Origin of the sequence: Magnetospirillum fulvum MGU-K5, from assembly GCF_000442515.1 — a bacterium.
Classification (GTDB): domain Bacteria; phylum Pseudomonadota; class Alphaproteobacteria; order Rhodospirillales; family Magnetospirillaceae; genus Phaeospirillum; species Phaeospirillum fulvum_B.
Window position 1 is genome coordinate 17,277 of sequence record NZ_AQPH01000039.1, and the last position, 16,008, is coordinate 33,284.

Annotated in this window: 17 protein-coding genes and 1 pseudogene; 13 read left to right on the plus strand and 5 right to left on the minus strand. The window is 62.3% G+C overall.

Annotation, left to right across the window (positions count from 1 at the left end; translation table 11 throughout):
• Window positions 1-11 precede the first annotated feature (11 nt).
• The 5 genes from K678_RS10790 to K678_RS10810 all read left to right on the plus strand — a co-directional run bounded on the left by K678_RS10790 (window position 12) and on the right by K678_RS10810 (window position 4,747).
• Window positions 12-944, plus strand: a complete 933-nt coding sequence (locus K678_RS10790) for a histone deacetylase family protein (RefSeq protein WP_021132480.1) — start codon at window positions 12-14, stop codon at window positions 942-944.
• A 185-nt stretch (window positions 945-1,129) separates the two neighbouring features.
• Complete coding sequence (locus tag K678_RS10795; protein WP_021132481.1) at window positions 1,130-1,375, plus strand: exodeoxyribonuclease VII small subunit; 246 nt, start codon at window positions 1,130-1,132, stop codon at window positions 1,373-1,375.
• A 19-nt stretch (window positions 1,376-1,394) separates the two neighbouring features.
• Window positions 1,395-2,300, plus strand: a complete 906-nt coding sequence (locus K678_RS10800; protein ID WP_021132482.1) for a polyprenyl synthetase family protein — start codon at window positions 1,395-1,397, stop codon at window positions 2,298-2,300.
• Window positions 2,301-2,313: 13 nt separating this feature from the next.
• Window positions 2,314-4,239 carry a 1-deoxy-D-xylulose-5-phosphate synthase gene (dxs, locus tag K678_RS10805; protein ID WP_021132483.1) on the plus strand — a complete coding sequence of 642 codons (1,926 nt, stop codon included), beginning with the start codon at window positions 2,314-2,316 and terminating at the stop codon, window positions 4,237-4,239.
• A gap of 190 nt (window positions 4,240-4,429) precedes the next feature.
• The gene (locus K678_RS10810; protein WP_021132484.1) at window positions 4,430-4,747 is read left to right on the plus strand and encodes an ArsR/SmtB family transcription factor; all 318 of its coding nucleotides are present in this window, start codon (window positions 4,430-4,432) and stop codon (window positions 4,745-4,747) included.
• Between the two features lie 59 nt (window positions 4,748-4,806).
• Here K678_RS10810 and K678_RS10815 read toward each other — a convergent pair whose 3' ends face one another.
• Both K678_RS10815 and hisI read right to left on the minus strand, forming a co-directional pair.
• Window positions 4,807-5,913 (minus strand): CobW family GTP-binding protein, encoded by a 1,107-nt coding sequence (locus K678_RS10815; protein WP_021132485.1) that lies wholly within the window; start codon window positions 5,911-5,913, stop codon window positions 4,807-4,809.
• A 20-nt stretch (window positions 5,914-5,933) separates the two neighbouring features.
• On the minus strand, window positions 5,934-6,335 hold the full coding sequence (hisI, locus tag K678_RS10820; protein WP_021132486.1) for a phosphoribosyl-AMP cyclohydrolase: 402 nt from the start codon (window positions 6,333-6,335) through the stop codon (window positions 5,934-5,936).
• Window positions 6,336-6,505: 170 nt separating this feature from the next.
• Here hisI and K678_RS10825 point away from each other — a divergent pair, with 170 nt between their 5' ends.
• Entirely contained in the window at window positions 6,506-6,997 is a 492-nt protein-coding gene (locus K678_RS10825) for a Fur family transcriptional regulator (protein WP_021132487.1), read from the plus strand.
• Between the two features lie 247 nt (window positions 6,998-7,244).
• On the opposite strand, the gene K678_RS10830 is transcribed toward K678_RS10825, so the two are convergent.
• Complete coding sequence (locus K678_RS10830) at window positions 7,245-7,682, minus strand: MarR family winged helix-turn-helix transcriptional regulator (protein ID WP_021132488.1); 438 nt, start codon at window positions 7,680-7,682, stop codon at window positions 7,245-7,247.
• A gap of 34 nt (window positions 7,683-7,716) precedes the next feature.
• On the opposite strand from K678_RS10830, the gene K678_RS10835 reads away from it, so the two are divergent.
• Both K678_RS10835 and K678_RS10840 read left to right on the plus strand, forming a co-directional pair.
• Window positions 7,717-8,184, plus strand: a complete 468-nt coding sequence (locus tag K678_RS10835; protein ID WP_021132489.1) for a hypothetical protein — start codon at window positions 7,717-7,719, stop codon at window positions 8,182-8,184.
• Entirely contained in the window at window positions 8,184-8,621 is a 438-nt protein-coding gene (locus tag K678_RS10840) for a cytochrome c (RefSeq protein ID WP_021132490.1), read from the plus strand. Before K678_RS10835 ends, K678_RS10840 begins: the two co-directional genes overlap by 1 nt.
• 218 nt (window positions 8,622-8,839) lie before the next feature.
• Here the strand turns inward: K678_RS10840 and aspS are convergent, their stop codons facing one another.
• Window positions 8,840-10,642 (minus strand): aspartate--tRNA ligase, encoded by a 1,803-nt coding sequence (gene aspS, locus K678_RS10845; RefSeq protein WP_021132491.1) that lies wholly within the window; start codon window positions 10,640-10,642, stop codon window positions 8,840-8,842.
• A gap of 266 nt (window positions 10,643-10,908) precedes the next feature.
• Between aspS and rnd the strand changes: the two genes are divergently transcribed.
• A complete protein-coding gene (gene rnd / locus K678_RS10850) occupies window positions 10,909-12,111 on the plus strand; it encodes a ribonuclease D (RefSeq protein WP_021132492.1) in 1,203 nt (400 codons plus the stop codon).
• A gap of 75 nt (window positions 12,112-12,186) precedes the next feature.
• Here rnd and K678_RS10855 read toward each other — a convergent pair whose 3' ends face one another.
• Window positions 12,187-12,966: a GNAT family N-acetyltransferase gene (locus K678_RS10855; RefSeq protein ID WP_021132493.1), complete on the minus strand. Its 780-nt coding sequence runs from the start codon at window positions 12,964-12,966 to the stop codon at window positions 12,187-12,189.
• A gap of 254 nt (window positions 12,967-13,220) precedes the next feature.
• Here K678_RS10855 and K678_RS10860 point away from each other — a divergent pair, with 254 nt between their 5' ends.
• From K678_RS10860 to K678_RS10875, 4 genes and pseudogenes are all read left to right on the plus strand, one after another.
• On the plus strand, window positions 13,221-13,589 hold the full coding sequence (locus tag K678_RS10860) for a hypothetical protein (RefSeq protein WP_021132494.1): 369 nt from the start codon (window positions 13,221-13,223) through the stop codon (window positions 13,587-13,589).
• Between the two features lie 53 nt (window positions 13,590-13,642).
• Window positions 13,643-14,275 (plus strand): peptide-methionine (S)-S-oxide reductase MsrA, encoded by a 633-nt coding sequence (gene msrA, locus K678_RS10865; RefSeq protein ID WP_021132495.1) that lies wholly within the window; start codon window positions 13,643-13,645, stop codon window positions 14,273-14,275.
• A 166-nt stretch (window positions 14,276-14,441) separates the two neighbouring features.
• Complete coding sequence (locus K678_RS10870) at window positions 14,442-15,530, plus strand: ParA family protein (RefSeq protein ID WP_021132496.1); 1,089 nt, start codon at window positions 14,442-14,444, stop codon at window positions 15,528-15,530.
• A 226-nt stretch (window positions 15,531-15,756) separates the two neighbouring features.
• Window positions 15,757-16,008, plus strand: a pseudogene (locus K678_RS10875) (aliphatic sulfonate ABC transporter substrate-binding protein); the annotation flags it as partial.

A 16,008-nucleotide genomic window follows, 5' to 3' on the forward strand; every position in this document is an offset into this window, starting at 1 on the left:
GATTCGGCCGCATGACCACGCTCCTCTACACGCATCCGCTCTGCCTGGAGCACGACACCGGGGATTATCACCCCGAATGCGCAGACCGCATCAAGGCGGTGCTCGCCGCCTTGGAGAGCGAAGAATTCTCCATGTTGCTGCGCGACGTCGCGCCGCGCGCCACCATGGAACAGGTTATGCGCGCCCACCCGCTCGATTATATCGATCTGGTGCTGTATTCCGTGCCCACCGGGCCGGGACAGCATTCGCTCGATAACGACACCGTGCTGTCGGAGCATTCGGGCGAGGCCGCCTTGCGCGCCGCCGGGGCGGGGATCGCCGCCGTCGATGCCGTTGCCGCCGGGCAGGTCCATAACTGTTTCTGCGCGGTTCGCCCCCCCGGCCACCATGCCGAGATCAGCACGGCGATGGGGTTCTGCTTCTTCAACAACGCAGCCATCGCCGCTCTGCATGCACGCGACGCCCACGGCTACAAGCGTGTCGCGGTGGTCGATTTCGACGTCCATCACGGCAATGGAACCCAGCAGATTTTATGGGACCAGCCCGGCACGTTCTATGCGTCGACCCACCAGGAACACGCTTACCCCGATACCGGATCGGCCGACGAGACCGGAGGCAAGGGAGTCATCGTTAATATCCCCCTCCCCGCCGGGACCGGGTCGGCCGATTTCCGGATGGCGTTCGGCGACATGCTGATCCCGCGCCTGCGCTCCTTTTCCCCCGATTTCGTCATCATTTCCGCCGGATTCGATGCCCATGCCTCGGACCCCCTCGCCCACCTGCGCCTGACCACCGCCGATTTCGGCTGGGCGACCCGGCAGATTCTCCAGGTCGCCGAGGAAACCGCCGGGCGGCGGGTGGTCTCGATCCTGGAAGGGGGCTACGACCTGCGCGCCCTGGCCGACAGCACCCGCGAACACGTCCGCGCCCTGATGGGATTTTAATCGCACATCCGAAGTGACGTTTTTTTCATCACGCGGAATCGGTCGGAATGAACCGTCGGGAGCAATCCGACCGCGCTTACCCCTGCGCCGCACTTGCCTTCGGCGAAGAGCGCCCGTAAACTTCCGCGCTTCCTCGCCCCCGGGTCTAAATACCCAGGCGCAACGACCACAATCTTCAAGGACCCATGGCCGACCTGCCGCCAGACATATCCGCCCTCAGCTTCGAAGACGCCTTGGCCGAACTGGAGCGTATCGTGCGCCAGCTCGAGGACGGGCGCGGGCGCCTGGACGATTCGATTGCCGCTTATGCCCGAGGCGCCGCACTGAAAAAGCATTGCGAAGCCCGGCTGGAAGAGGCGCGAACCAAAGTCGACCGAATTGTTTCCGGTCCCGATGGGGCCGTTTCCACCGAACCCGCCGACCTTGCGTGATCCACAATCGGGTGATCCTTTGAGCCAGTCTTCGATTTCTCCCCGCCTCGCCGAGGCCCTCACGGTCACCAGCCAGGCCGTCAATGTCGAACTCGACCGCCTGCTGCCTTTGGCTGACGGTGCCGAAAACCGCGTGATCGAGGCCATGCGCTATTCCAGCCTCGATGGCGGCAAGCGTCTGCGGCCGTTCCTGGTCATGCAATCGGCCTCGCTGTTCCGCGTCGCCGAAAGCGCGGCGATCCGCGTCGCCTGTGCGATCGAGATGATCCATTGCTACTCGCTGATCCACGACGATCTGCCGTGCATGGACAATGACGATCTGCGCCGTGGCCGGCCGACCTGTCACCGGCACTTCGATGAATCCACCGCGCTGCTGGCCGGTGACGCGCTTCAGACCCGCGCCTTCGAAGTGCTGGCCAACCCCGCCACCCATCCCGACCCCCAGGTCCGCTGCGATCTGGTCAGCGAACTGGCCCACGCCTCGGGCGCGCTCGGCATGGTCGGCGGTCAGACGATCGACCTTCAGGCCCACAATCTTGATCTTGATGTCGCCGGAATTACCCGGTTGCAGCAGATGAAGACCGGGCGGCTGTTCTCGTTCTCGTGCGAGGCCGGTGCGGTACTGGGCAAGGCGCATGGCGAATTGCGCCTCGCGCTGCGCAACTATTCCCACGATCTCGGTCTGGCCTTCCAGATCGCGGATGACATCCTCGACGTCGAAGGCGACGCCGCGGAAGTCGGCAAACAGGTCCAAAAGGACGCCGACGCCGGCAAGGCCACCTTTGTTTCCCTTCTTGGTCTCGACCGGGCCCGGTCGCAGGCCGCCATGCTGGCAGAACAGGCCTGCCGTCACCTCGATCCCTTCGGCGAAGCGGCCGATCTGATGCGGGATGTCGCCCGCTTCGTCGTCCAGCGCCGTTCCTGAGGCATTTCCGAACATGAGTTCAACTCCTCCCCGTCTCCCGAAAGCGCCCCTGCTTGACCGCATTTCCGGTCCGGAGGATTTTCGAGACTTTACCGTTGAGGAACTGATCCGGCTGACCGAAGAAGTCCGCCAGACCATGATTCACTCCGTGTCTTACACTGGCGGCCACCTTGCCGCCGGGCTGGGCGTCGCCGAATTGACGGTCGCCCTGCATTACGTGTTCGACACGCCCAACGACAAGCTGATCTGGGACGTCGGCCACCAAGCCTATCCGCACAAGATTCTGACCGGGCGGCGCGACAAGATGCTGGGGCTGCGCCACGGCGGCGGTCTGTCGGGCTTCACCCGCCGCGCGGAAAGCGAATACGATCCGTTCGGAGCCGGTCACTCCTCGACCTCGATCTCGGCGGCGCTGGGCATGGCGGTCGGGCGTGATCTCCAGGGCACCAGCAAAAACGTGATCGCGATCATCGGCGACGGCGCGATGAGTGCCGGTCAGGCCTATGAGGCGATGAACAATGCCGGAGCCCAGGGCTCGCGGCTGGTCGTCGTCCTCAACGACAACGACATGTCGATCGCCCATCCGGTCGGCGCGATGAGCGCCTATCTGTCGCGGCTGATGTCGTCGCCGAAATATCACTCGATCCGCCACCTCGCCAAGGATCTGGTCCAACTGCTGCCCCCGCCGCTCGAACGCGCCGCCAAGCGCGCCGAGGAATATGCCCGTGGCATGGTCACCGGCGGCGGCACCTTGTTCGAGGAATTGGGCTTCTTCTATATCGGCCCGGTCGACGGTCATAATTTCGAGCATCTGCTGCCGGTGCTGAAGAATGTCCGTGATTCGGACTCGAACACCCCGGTTCTGCTCCATGTGGTGACCAAGAAGGGCAAGGGCTATGCCCCCGCCGAGGCCGCTGCCGACAAGTACCACGGCGTCGGACGATTCGACGTCGTCACCGGCCAGTTCGAGAAGCCCCCGGCCAACGCGCCCTCTTACACCTCGGTGTTCTCCAAGGCCCTGATGGCCGAGGCCGAAGCCGATGACAAAGTGGTCGCCGTCACCGCCGCGATGCCGGCCGGAACCGGCCTCGACCGCTTCGCCTCGCGTTTTCCCGGTCGCTGCTTTGACGTCGGTATCGCCGAGCAGCATGCGGTGACCTTTGCCGCCGGTCTCGCCTGCGAAGGGTTGAAGCCGTTCTGCGCGATCTATTCCACCTTCCTGCAACGCGCCTATGACCAGTTGCAGCATGACGTGGTGTTGCAGAAACTGCCGGTGCGTTTCGCGATCGACCGCGCCGGTCTGGTCGGTGCCGATGGCGCCACCCATGCCGGTGCCTACGATCTGGCTTTGATCGGCTGTCAGCCCGACATCGTCATCATGTGCCCGTCGGACGAGGCGGAACTGATGCATGCCGTCGCCACCGCCGCCGCGATCGATGACCGTCCTTCGGCCTTCCGCTATCCGCGCGGCGAAGGGATGGGGGTCGAATTGCCCGATCGTGGTTCAGTGCTGCAACTCGGTAAGGGCCGCATCCTGCGCGAGGGCAACCGGGTCGCGATTTTGTCGCTCGGCACCCGTCTGGTCGAAGTGCTGAAGGCCGCCGACGAATTAACCGCGATGGGTCTGGCGCCGACGATCGCCGATGCCCGCTTCATGAAGCCGCTGGACGAAGATCTCGTCCTGCGTCTCGCCCGCGAGCACGAAGTTCTGATCACGATCGAAGAAGGCTCGATCGGCGGGTTCGGCAGCCACGTCCTGCAATTGCTGGCCAGTTCGGGCGCGCTTGATCGTGGCCTGAAGGTTCGTCCCATGATCCTGCCCGATGTCTTTATCGAGCACGACACCCAATGGGCGCAGTACGAGAAGGCCGGGCTGAACGCCAGCGGCATCGTCCAGACGGCTTTGTCTGCGTTGGGCGACCTTAAGCTTTCCGCCTAAGCCGTACGGACAGAATCAACCGGGCAGTCTTTTCCCAAGACTGCCCGGTTTTTTTGCGACCATATAACAATTTTGTCGCGTTGTTCGATTCGATTTGCCGTGTCAAAATGTGGTTTTCTGGGTATGAATTGAATTATCTCAATTCAGTGATATCTTATATATCTCGTCCGCCAGCGAGGATCCTGCATCGATGGATGTCGATAAACTTCACGAAAGCGCCCGCAAAGCCAGCATCTTGCTCAAGGCCATGAGCAACGAACACCGCCTGATGATCCTGTGCCAATTGTTACCGGGGGAAAAATCGGTCGGCGAATTGGAGCGGGTGATCGGGCTCAGCCAATCCGCCCTGTCGCAGCACCTCGCCCGCCTGCGCCGCGACAATCTGGTGCGGACACGCCGTCAGGCGCAGACGATTTTCTATTCGCTGTATGGACGTGAAGCGGGCGCGGTGATCGACACCCTCTATCGCCTCTATTGCGCGCCGCAGGAATCCTGCGCGGCAGAGTAATACCGTCTTCGGGTACGGGGCCAGTAACGGCCCCGCCCCGTCCTTGTGCGACCGCTCCCCTACCCGGCCAGATCGAGAGCCAGCACCCCCGACAGCAATTCTTCGACCATCTCGCGCGGAAGATCGCGGGTGATAAAGACGATCCGGGTGCGGTGATCGTCGTCGGGCCAGCCCGGCAACGGCGCGGGCGGGTGAAAGACGTGCTGGACCCCGTGGATCGCCAGCGGTTCCGGAACTTCGCGGGCATTGACGATGCCTTTGACCCGCAACAGATTCTCGCCCTTCGACGAAATCATCAGCTCCAGCGCCAAAGCCAGCGACGGCCACGATACCGGCTCGTCGGTAGTGAAGACGAATGACTGGATGCGGTCGTCATGACGGTTGGGATCGTGGCTGTGGTGGCCGTGCCCATGATGCTCGTGTTTATGTCCATGGTCGTGATGGCCGTGCTTATGCCCGTGATCATGGTCGTGGTCGTGATCATCGTCACCGTGGTCGCGATAGGCTTCCTCGTTCAGCCAACGGGCAACGTCGGGAATTTTCGAATCCCGGCTGAACAGCCCGGCATCGAGAATCGCGGCGGGATCGATCTCGCCATGATCGGCGACAATGATCGGAGCGGCCGGATTCAACCGGGCCAGCCGCGCCCGCAACGCCGCCAGCGCCTCGGGCGTGGCCAGATCGCTTTTGGTCAGGATCAGACGGTCGGCCACCGCCGCCTGCTTGACCGATTCGGGCTGGGCGTCAAGGGTGTGATCGCCGCACGCCGCGTCGATCGTCGCGACGATGCCATCCAGCTTGTAGCGCGAGGCGATCATCGGATCGGTCATCAGGGTGTGGATGATCGGCGCCGGATCGGCCAATCCGGTGGTTTCGATCACCACCCGCGAAAAGTCCGGCACCTCGCCCCGCGTCCGCTTGATGAACAGGTCGCGCATCCCCTCGACCAGATCGCCGCGCACGGTGCAGCACAGACACCCCGATTGCAGCAGCACCACCGTTTCGGCGACCGGACGGACCAGCAGATGGTCAAGCCCGACCGAACCGAACTCGTTGATCAGAACGGCGGTGTCCGACAATTCCGGCCGCGCCAGCAGATGATTGAGCAAGGTGGTCTTACCGCTGCCCAGAAAGCCGGTCAGCACGGTGACGGGAATCAGACTCATAGCGGGGGGTAGTCCTTGGTTCAGGCTCCGTACAACTGGTCGGGAGAGACCAGCACCGGCGCGATCTCGACCAATCCTTCGGGACGGACGGCCGTATAGAAACAGTGGCGTCGCCCGGTGTGACAGGCAACCCCCTCCTGATCGACACAGAGCAGAACGGTGTCGCCGTCGCAATCGATGCGGAAATCGACCAGACGCTGGCGCTGGCCCGAGCTTTCGCCCTTGCGCCACAGCCGAGAGCGCGACCGCGACCAGTAACAGACCTGGCCGGTCGCCAGCGTCTCGATCACCGCGTCGCGATTCATCCAGGCCATCATCAGCACCTCGCCGCTGTCATGCTGCTGGGCGATCGCCGCGACCAATCCATTGGAATCGAATTTCAGCAGATCAAGCGCGGCGGTGGGGTCGATCACGGCGGACATAAAGCTCTCCTAGGCAAGACGGCCCCCTGATATAGACCAGAGCCGCCATGACGCAAAGCCTTGCCGCGCCATCGTGACCGGACCGGGGAATTGCCCCTTCGCAAGCCGTTCCTCTCGTGCGATCATCGAGGGGAGAAACGTTATAACATAACAAAATTCACGGACCAAGCATGGCCTTTCCCGCCGCACGACACGACCATTCCGCCTGTATCCAGGCCGCGCTTGACGCAGCCGAGCAGGAATGCCGCCGCCGTGGCGCGCGGCTGACCGACATCCGCCGGATCGTTCTCGAACTGGTGTGGGAAAGCCATCGCCCGGTCGGGGCCTATGCCCTGCTGGAAAGCCTGGGACGGCAGGGCCGCTCCGCCGCACCGCCTACGGTCTATCGCGCCCTCGATTTCCTGCTCGCCCACGGGCTGATCCACCGGGTCACTTCCCGCAACGGCTTTATCGGCTGCCCCCATCCCGGCCACGCCCACGGCGGCCAGATCCTGCTGTGCGCTCAGTGTGGTATGGCTGCCGAGTTGGACGATCCCGCGCTGGACCGGGAAATCGCCCAATCCGCCGCCCGCCTCGGCTTCACCGTCAACCGCCAGACCATCGAGGTCGAAGGCCACTGCCCCACCTGCCAAGCCCAGGCGAGAGACGATACCCCGCAATAGCTTTTGCTGTCGCAACCGGGCTATCTCCCCGAACCCGCTTGCGGCCCAAGCCCGCCCAACATTATCAATGCCGCGGTCTCGCGCGCTAAGTAGAACCGATACGTGGCCGGTTCTGCCGATGCATGGGTCTGGACTGGACCCCGCTTGCGGCAGCAGTTGGGGAGATCAGCGTAAAACTGAACCGACTCTTTTCATCATTTATCGCCGATGTGTGCGCTGCCCCAACTCCAGACAATCAACTATCTTTTCAAGCATTGAGATAAAACAAAAATCGCTCGTTCTGACTAAGGCTGGAGAGTGCTGCCTCGTTAACTTCAGATGTCGCCTGGAAGACAATATCCATCTTACTACGAGCTATTTCGCTTAGAGATATCAGCGAACTTCGTCGATCCGCTGGATCACTGGTGCGCTGGATCAGCCCGTCCCGTTCCATCCGGTTTAGGGTCGCCGCCATCGTCGGCTGCTCGACAGCAGCGAACTGAGTCAGCGCCTTTTGTGACAAGGCCTCGCCCTGCCCGAGGGCGAAGAAGATAGGCAGATATGCTGGGGCGATGCCGTGCGGCTTCAATCGCTGCTCAATGGCCAAGGCGAACAGGCGCGCTGCCCAGTTGGTCATATACCCGGCGGAACGGAGGCGATTTAGCGACATATATAGCTTGCTATCCAATTCTTGGCGGTGATACATAGCTCACTATGTATCCCATCGGAGTGACACTGTCATGTCATATCATTCTTTCATTCGCCGCCTTCATCCGATCGCAGGCGGGATGGGCCTCGCGACCATCGCTATTTTTCAAGTGTCGACGTTGCTGGTGGAAACGTTCGGCAGCCCGGCCGACATCGCTGCGGTTAAGATTGCGATTCTCTGGGGCTTGCCGTTGCTGATTGCCTCTCTGGCCAGCGCTGGAGCCACGGGTTTCCGCCTTTCCACCACTGACCGTGAGGGACGTGCGGTCAAGATCGCCCGGATGAAACATATTGCCCGAAACGGCCTGCTGGTTCTTGTTCCCGCAGCATTCTTCCTCGCCTGGAAGGCGGCATCTCACGCCTTCGACTTCTGGTTCTACTCTGTGCAGGCTGTGGAATTTCTCGCCGGGGCCGTCAACTTTGCACTGCTGGCCTGCAACATGCGTGATGGCTTGGCCCATCGTGAGGGCATGGTGGCATTTTCTCGGGAGGAGCGGTGATGGCCGTTACTCGCCTTTTACTTATGGCTCTGATGGTAACAATCCTATCAGCCGGACTTGCCCATGCGACAGATTGGATTGAGGAGCGTGTTGTCGGCTTCAAGAACGTGAAGGCTTTAATCGCACGAATTGAAGATGGGTTATCGGAGGACAAGCTGGATAAGGTCGGAGCTGACGCCCAGACCGTAGCCAACTTCGCAGCCCGGATTCCCGACTTGTTTCCCGCTGGCAGTGGGCAGGGGGGCAAGACCAGTGCCAGCACCGACATTTGGATTCACTTCGCCGATTTCTCTTCCCGTGCAGAGGAGTTCCGGCGTGCCGCTGAGACTCTTGCGCACGCAGCTGAAACCGGCAATCGCGCCGGAGCGGAGAAGAGCTTTTCCGCGCTGCGTTCAACCTGCAAGTCTTGCCACATCCGTTACAAGGATCTGTTCTGAGGAGAGAATTGGCCGAATAAGGGCTATCTCCCCGAACCCGCTTGCGGGCCAAGCCCGCAAACACCCCTTTGTTTCTTCGGATAAAGACAGGGTGGGTCCGGGAGGCCAAGCCTCCCGGGCGGGGTTTGGGGCGAGGCCCCAACAAACTATTGCCAGTCCCATAAAGAAAAGGCCGACCCCGCGAGGGATCGGCCTTTCGATTGGACCGGAGCCGGGCGTCAGGACGCGGCGGCTTCGGCATCCTTTTTCGGCTTGGGCAGGTCGAGCTTCAGGTGCAGTTCGCGCAGCCGCTCGGGCAGCACCGCCGCCGGGGCCTGCATCAGCAGATCCTGGGCTTGCTGGTTCATCGGGAACAGGATCACCTCGCGGATATTGGGCTCGTCGGCGAGCAACATCACGATGCGATCGACGCCGGGAGCGGCACCACCATGCGGAGGCGCGCCGAACTTGAACGCGTTCAGCATGCCGCCGAAATGTTCCTCGACGTGGGCAGCGGTATAGCCCGCGATCTCGAACGCCTTATACATGATGTCGGGGCGATGGTTGCGGATCGCGCCCGACGACAGTTCAACGCCGTTGCAGATGATGTCGTACTGATAGGCGTTGATCGTCAGCGGGTCCTGGGTCTGGAGCGCCTCCATCCCGCCCTGCGGCATCGAGAACGGGTTGTGCGAGAACTCGATCTGGCCGGTATCCTCGTTCAACTCGTACATCGGGAAATCGACGGTCCAGCACAGCTTGAACACGTCCTTTTCCAGCAAATCGAGTTCGTTGCCGAGCTTGGTGCGAACCTGACCGGCGAACTTGGCGGCAGCCAGCGGCTTGTCGCAGGCGAAGAACACGGCGTCGCCCTCGGACAGACCGGCGGCGACACGGATCGCCTCGACCCGTTCGGGATCGAGATTTTTGGCGATCGGCCCCTTCGGGCCTTCGGCGGCGAACTGGATATAGCCCAGACCGCCCGCGCCGTTCTCGCGCGCCCATTCGTTCAGCTTGTCGAACCACGAGCGCGGCTGGGCGGCGGCACCGGGGGCCGGAATGGCGCGGACCACCGATCCCTTCTCGACCAGTTTGGCGAACAGACCAAAGCCCGAACCACGGAACGGCTCGGTAACGTCGGCGATCAGGATCGGGTTGCGCAGGTCGGGCTTGTCCGAACCGTATTTCAGCATCGCGTCGGCGTAAGCGATGCGGGGGAACGGCGCGGGAGTGACGGTGCGGCCCTTGCCGAACTCGCGGAACACCCCTTCCAGCACCGGCTCGATCGCGGCGAACACGTCTTCCTGGGTGACGTAGCTCATCTCGAAATCGAGCTGATAGAACTCGCCGGGGCTGCGGTCGGCACGCCCGGCTTCGTCACGGAAACAGGGGGCAATCTGGAAGTAGCGATCAAAGCCCGCGACCATCAGCATCTGCTTGAATTGCTGCGGCGCCTGCGGCAGGGCATAGAACTTGCCGGGATGAATCCGCGACGGCACCAGATAATCGCGGGCACCCTCGGGGCTGCTGGCGGTCAGAATCGGCGTCTGGAACTCGGTGAAGCCCTGGTCCTGCATCGCCCGGCGCAGGAAAGCGATCACCTTCGAGCGCAGCATCATGTTGGCGTGGACGTCTTCGCGGCGCAGATCGAGGAAGCGATATTTCAGCCGCATGTCCTCGGGATAATCCTGGTCACCCGCAACCTGCATCGGCAGCACGTCGGCGATCGACTGGATCTCAACCTCGGCGACCTGCAATTCGATCTCGCCGGTGGGCAGGCGCGGATTGATGGTCTCGGCCGAGCGCAGAACCACCTTGCCGGTCACGGTGACGACGCTTTCGGGGCGCGCCCGCTCCAGCACCGAGAACACCGGGCTGGAGATATCGGCGACACATTGAGTGATGCCGTAATGGTCGCGCAGGTCGACGAAAAGCAGATTGCCGTGATCGCGCTTGCGATGGACCCATCCCGACAGCCGGACCTGAGAGTCGGCGTCCGTGGCCTTCAACTGGCCGCAGGTGTGGGTTCTATAGACGTGCATGTGACCGTGACTCCGTACTTTCGACAGCCTGCTGGCTCGGAACCGCGAAGAAAGGCACCCCCGCCCTGCCTTTGTCAAGGCAGGTTTGCCCCTTTGCCGGCCGCCCTTGCGCTTTGCCTGCGCAACCGGGCGGACAAGGAAGGGATCGTGCTTGGTCCGAGTCGGTGGCGAAGTATAATCCGGGCGGCCGTCAATTGGCGACAACCGCTTGAACGGGCTGCGGATGTCCTTGCCGCTCCCCCCCGTCAGGTGTATCACTTCTCATCATGCCGATGATCTCCGATACCGAGTCGCTGGCGGCTTTCTGTCAGCGATTGAAATCCGCATCCTTCGTCACCGTCGACACCGAATTCATGCGGGAGAAGACGTATTGGCCCATCCTCTGCCTGGTGCAGGTGGGCGGGCCGGATGAAGCCCATGTCATCGATCCCCTGGCACCGGGCATCGACCTCACCCCGCTGTTCGAGCTGATGGCCGACACCTCGGTGTTGAAGGTCTTTCACGCCGCCCGCCAGGACGTCGAAATCTTCCTTCACATTGCGGGCGCGCTGCCCATGCCGCTGTTCGACACGCAGGTTGCGGCGATGGTGTGCGGCTTTGGCGACGCAGTCAGCTACGAGACCCTGGCCTCGCAATTGGCCAAGGCCCGGATCGACAAATCGCTGCGCTTCACCGACTGGTCGATCCGCCCGTTGTCGGACAAGCAGGTTCAATACGCCCTGGCCGATGTCACCCATTTGCGCGTCGCCTATGAAAAGCTGGTGCGCAAGCTGGAACGCAACGGCCGCCTGGAATGGCTGGCCGAAGAAATGGCGATCCTGGCCGATCCGGCGACCTATCGCGTCGATCCGGCCCAGGCGTGGCGGCGGCTGAAGCCGCGCTCGAACTCGCCTCGCTTCCTGGCGGTGCTGAAGGAACTGGCGGCGTGGCGCGAGCACGAAGCGCAGGATCGCGACCTGCCCCGCCAGCGGGTTTTGCGCGACGAGACCCTGACCGAGATCGCCGCCCACCATCCCAGCGACACCGCCGAATTGGGCCGGATGCGCGGGATCGGCAAGGGACTGGTCGAAGGACGGATGGGACAGGCGATCCTGGAAGCGGTGCGGCGCGGCCTTGAGACGCCCGAAAGCGACTGCCCGGTTCCGCCCGACCGGATCGAGGTGCCCAAGGGATTGGGTGCCGTCGTCGATCTGCTGAAGGTTCTGCTGAAGATGAAGTGCGACGAGCACGGCGTCGCCAGCCGTCTGGTCGCCAACTCGGCCGACATCGACGCGATCGCCTCGACCGATGATGCCGACGTTCCCGCCTTGCGCGGCTGGCGCCGCGAATTGTTCGGCGAAGACGCGCTGCGGCTCAAGAACGGTCAGGTCGGCCTGGGCTTTTGCAAGGACGGACGCCGCCTGCGCCTGATCCCGACCGATCCGGACGAGGCGAGCGACGCCCCCCTGCCGGAAGAAGCGGCCGACTGATCGGCCGAACGGTCACCCAAAACAGTTAAAGCCCCCGGAAGAGCGATCCTCCGGGGGCTTTTTTGTCGGTTCGGCTCACACCGAGAAGCGTTTGACGTAACGTCCGGCGATATCGGCGGCACTGACCACGACGAGAACATCGGTGGTGTTGAACTGGTGATCGATCACCGCCCCGTCACCGACCATTCCGCCCAGGCGCAGATAGCCCTTCAGCAGCGGCGGCAGCGAGGCGAGAACCCGTCTCGCATCCCAGCTCGCCTCGATCCCGGCGAAATCGATCCGGTCACGGCTGGATAACGCCCGGCCGCGCAAGGCGGGCGGGGCCAGATGGTTGTCGCGCAGATAGGCGATCTGCGGACCCAGCACCGCCGGATCGGTGCCGGGCAGGCTGCCGCAGCCGAACAGCAGGCGGATGTCGTTCTCGACCATGTAGGCGGCCAGCCCCTGCCACAGCATTTGCAGGGTGCCGCGATGGCGCCAGCGCGCATCGACGCAAGACCGCCCGAGTTCCAGGATTGGACCCGACGTCGCCAGCAGCGCCGACAGATCGAACTCGCCCTCGGAATAGAAATGCCCGACGCGGGCGGCGGCGGCGCGGTGGATCAGGCGATAGGTTCCGACCACTTCGCCTTCGGCCAAAACCAGCAGATGATCGCACACATCGTCATATTCGTCGAAGTCACGATCCTGCTTACGCATCAGGGCGGTAGGCTTTGCTCCCATTTCCTCGTAAAACACCCGATAGCGGATGCGTTGAGCCGCTTCGATCTCGGCCCGACTTTCGGCCAGACGGACTTCGACGGCGCCGGGGGCAGCCGGCATGAGGGCTTGGACAACCAGGTCCTGGTGGGTCAAGACGCACCTCGGTTGATGAATTGTTGATGAAAAGTTGATGCAAAATCACGGACCAGAGACAACATCCCTGTATGAGACCGGATTCCCCTGCATTCCGGGAATTAATTACCGGCACCTCGACAGTTCAGCTATCGCCGATGTCCACGGGATGACATATATCTTGAAGACTTGTTCAATCGTGGTGAAATAATTATTACACATGGCATCCGGTACTTGGGCCACGGCCCGCCCGGAACCGAACGACAAGGGGAGAGATGATGGCGGAGACACGGATTGCCTTCGTCGAAGGATTCCAGTTCTCGTTCCACCAGGAAGAGTCGGCCAAACCGACCCGGCGGGTCAATTCACGCTGGGAGGTGCGCGACTGGGCCTGTCAGGTCGAGTATGAGGGGGAGTGGTGCCGCTTCACCCTGCACGAATTCAATGACGGCGTATTCGAACCGTCGGCGATCCAAGGGGTGTTCAGCGACTTTGCCGGAGCCGCCGCGGCCGAGGTCACGATTCGCTGGCTGCAACGCCGCATCGCGGAAAAAGACGCCCGCAACCGGCTCCAGCGCACCTTATTTCTGGGGGGAATCGCGGTTATCACCGCTTTAGTGTTGGCGGCGATCTCGCTACGCTGAGACGGCACCCCCATATCAAGGCCAGGACCTAAGACGCGGAGGACGTGGCAACGATGTTCGGCAGACACGACAAGACCAAAATGGTGAGTGCGACCGAGGCCCTGCCCGGCCGTGCCGAAGCGATGGTGGTCCCCAATCGCCATCTGGTGCTGGGCACCCCCCTGTTACCGCCGTTTCCCGCCGGGATTGAAACGGCGATCTTTGGTCTCGGCTGCTTCTGGGGGGCGGAACGATTGTTCTGGAAACAGCCCGGCGTGCATTCGACCTCGGTCGGCTATGCCGGGGGCTTCACCGCCAATCCGACCTATGAAGAGGTCTGCACCGGCCGCACCGGCCATGCCGAAGTGGTTCTGGTCGCGTTCGACCCGACGATGATCTCTTATGCGACGCTGTTACGCCTGTTCTGGGAAGCGCATGATCCGACGATGGGGATGCGTCAAGGCAACGATATCGGCACCCAGTACCGCTCGATCGTGCTGACCGCGACCCCCGAACAGGATCGTCAGGCCCGGACCTCGCTTGAAACCTATCAGGCGGCACTCAATCAGGCCGGGCGCGGCACCATCTCGACCAGCATCGAAGCGGCCGGGCCGTTCTTTTGGGCGGAACCCGAACATCAGCAATATCTGGCCCGTAATCCTAGCGGTTATTGCGGATTAGGCGGCACCGGCGTCCGCCTTTGCTGAAAGGAACCTAGAGATATCGACCTCTTCGGTTGCAAGCGGCCTTTATCTATGCTTAGGTCATAAGTAACAGGTTTCGGGGTAAACGGTCGGCTTTAGGGGAAGTACAGGATATGCTCAGGTCTCGTTTCGCGCTCCCCCGCCGCCCCCTGACCGACGACCAGCGCACATGAGACCGTACGTCGTCGCACTGTTCAATCAAAAGGGCGGCATTTCCAAGACCACCACCAGCACGAACCTTGCCGTGTGTCTGGCTGCGTTCGGCAAGTCGGTCATTGTGATCGACCTGGATTCCCAGGGAGATTCGACCAAAAGCCTGGGGATCGATCCCAAAATCCGCGAAGGCGTGTTCGACCTGTTCATCAGCCATGCTCCGGTCGACAGCGTGATCCGCGACACCCCTTACGACGGGCTGCGGGTGTTGCCGTCGACCTACAGTCTGGCCGGGATCGAGGTCAAACTGTCCGAGCTTCAGAACTCGCAACGGACGCTGAGCGCGATCCTCGCCAATGCCAAGCTCGATTGCGATTATGTCGTGATCGATTGCCCGCCCGCTCTTGGCATTCTGCCGATCAACGCCCTGGCCGCCGCCCATGCGGTGATCATTCCGGTAACCGCGACGCCTTATGCCAATGACGGGCTGCTGCGCACCCTGCCCTCGATCAAATATGTTCAGGAGGGATTGAACAAATCCCTGCTGCTCCAGGGCGTTCTGTTCACCATCCACGACCGCAACAAGACCGCCCGCCGGATCAGCGACCTGATCCGCTCGCGCTTGGGCGGCACCGTTTATCGCAGCCAGATTCCCCGCGACAACATGGTGATCGAGGCGGCGACCGCCGGTTTGCCGGTCTGCGTCTATGCCCCCCGCTCCGCCGCGGCGCAATCCCACCTCGATTTCACCGAGGAATTTCTCGACCGCCACACCGCGATCGCCGCCAAGGCGGGGGAAACGGTGCCACCCCGCCCCAGCCGCGACGTGGCCCTTGACCGCCTGCTCCGCTGGCGCGGCGAGATCGCCTCGGCCGCCGGTCCGGCGACCGCTGCCGGGTTACGCCAGCGCAAAAGCCAGCTTGACCGCCTGCTGTACGGCGACCGCACCCTGATCGAACGCTGGCATCTCGGCGTGATCCATTTCTTCATTGATAACCGACTGTCGCTGGCGGTGTTTCTGCTGCTACTGCTGGCCGGATTGATCGCCCTGCTCGGGGCCAGCCTCGAAGGCTTGCGCCGACTGTCCGATATCATCGGCCTGTAGCGCCCCGCGCACACGCAATTCGGGTCAACACCCGAATATCACCGCCCCTTATCCATTGCCACGCCCAGCCTCGCATCGAAAAGATGCCGAGGCCAGGACGGCATTCGCCCCAACATCCTTATAGTCTATAGGTTTTATGGTTTTGTGTTGACGCCGCTGGCGCGTGGTCATTAGTGTTGTTTTTAGATAAAGAACACTTCGCCACCGTAATTAACGGAGTCCTCCCATGCTCTTCGCCACCAGAGTCGGTCGCGCCCTTCGATTCGGGCTGGTCGCCCTGACCGCCCTTGGCTTTTCCGCCGTCGCCCAGGCGACCGAAAAGGTCGAGGAAGTCCGCATCGACTACGCCTATTACAATCCGGTCAGTCTGGTTCTGAAGGATAAGGGCTGGCTGGAACAGGAGCTGGCCAAAGACGGGATCAAGGTCCGCTGGGTTCTGTCGCTGGGATCGAACAAGGCGCTGGAATATCTGAACGCG

What these genes read in the sequence shown, in the direction of transcription:
- K678_RS10830 (WP_021132488.1), bottom strand. Translation starts at nt 7,682, where the DNA reads ATGTATCACCGCCAAGAATTGGATAGCAAGCTATATATGTCGCTAAAT.
- K678_RS10810 (WP_021132484.1), top strand. Translation starts at nt 4,430, where the DNA reads ATGGATGTCGATAAACTTCACGAAAGCGCCCGCAAAGCCAGCATCTTG.
- K678_RS10815 (WP_021132485.1), bottom strand. Translation starts at nt 5,913, where the DNA reads ATGAGTCTGATTCCCGTCACCGTGCTGACCGGCTTTCTGGGCAGCGGT.
- K678_RS10840 (WP_021132490.1), top strand. Translation starts at nt 8,184, where the DNA reads ATGGCCGTTACTCGCCTTTTACTTATGGCTCTGATGGTAACAATCCTA.
- K678_RS10825 (WP_021132487.1), top strand. Translation starts at nt 6,506, where the DNA reads ATGGCCTTTCCCGCCGCACGACACGACCATTCCGCCTGTATCCAGGCC.
- rnd (WP_021132492.1), top strand. Translation starts at nt 10,909, where the DNA reads ATGCCGATGATCTCCGATACCGAGTCGCTGGCGGCTTTCTGTCAGCGA.
- K678_RS10870 (WP_021132496.1), top strand. Translation starts at nt 14,442, where the DNA reads ATGAGACCGTACGTCGTCGCACTGTTCAATCAAAAGGGCGGCATTTCC.
- hisI (WP_021132486.1), bottom strand. Translation starts at nt 6,335, where the DNA reads ATGTCCGCCGTGATCGACCCCACCGCCGCGCTTGATCTGCTGAAATTC.
- K678_RS10795 (WP_021132481.1), top strand. Translation starts at nt 1,130, where the DNA reads ATGGCCGACCTGCCGCCAGACATATCCGCCCTCAGCTTCGAAGACGCC.
- K678_RS10790 (WP_021132480.1), top strand. Translation starts at nt 12, where the DNA reads ATGACCACGCTCCTCTACACGCATCCGCTCTGCCTGGAGCACGACACC.
- K678_RS10835 (WP_021132489.1), top strand. Translation starts at nt 7,717, where the DNA reads ATGTCATATCATTCTTTCATTCGCCGCCTTCATCCGATCGCAGGCGGG.
- dxs (WP_021132483.1), top strand. Translation starts at nt 2,314, where the DNA reads ATGAGTTCAACTCCTCCCCGTCTCCCGAAAGCGCCCCTGCTTGACCGC.
- aspS (WP_021132491.1), bottom strand. Translation starts at nt 10,642, where the DNA reads ATGCACGTCTATAGAACCCACACCTGCGGCCAGTTGAAGGCCACGGAC.
- K678_RS10860 (WP_021132494.1), top strand. Translation starts at nt 13,221, where the DNA reads ATGATGGCGGAGACACGGATTGCCTTCGTCGAAGGATTCCAGTTCTCG.
- msrA (WP_021132495.1), top strand. Translation starts at nt 13,643, where the DNA reads ATGTTCGGCAGACACGACAAGACCAAAATGGTGAGTGCGACCGAGGCC.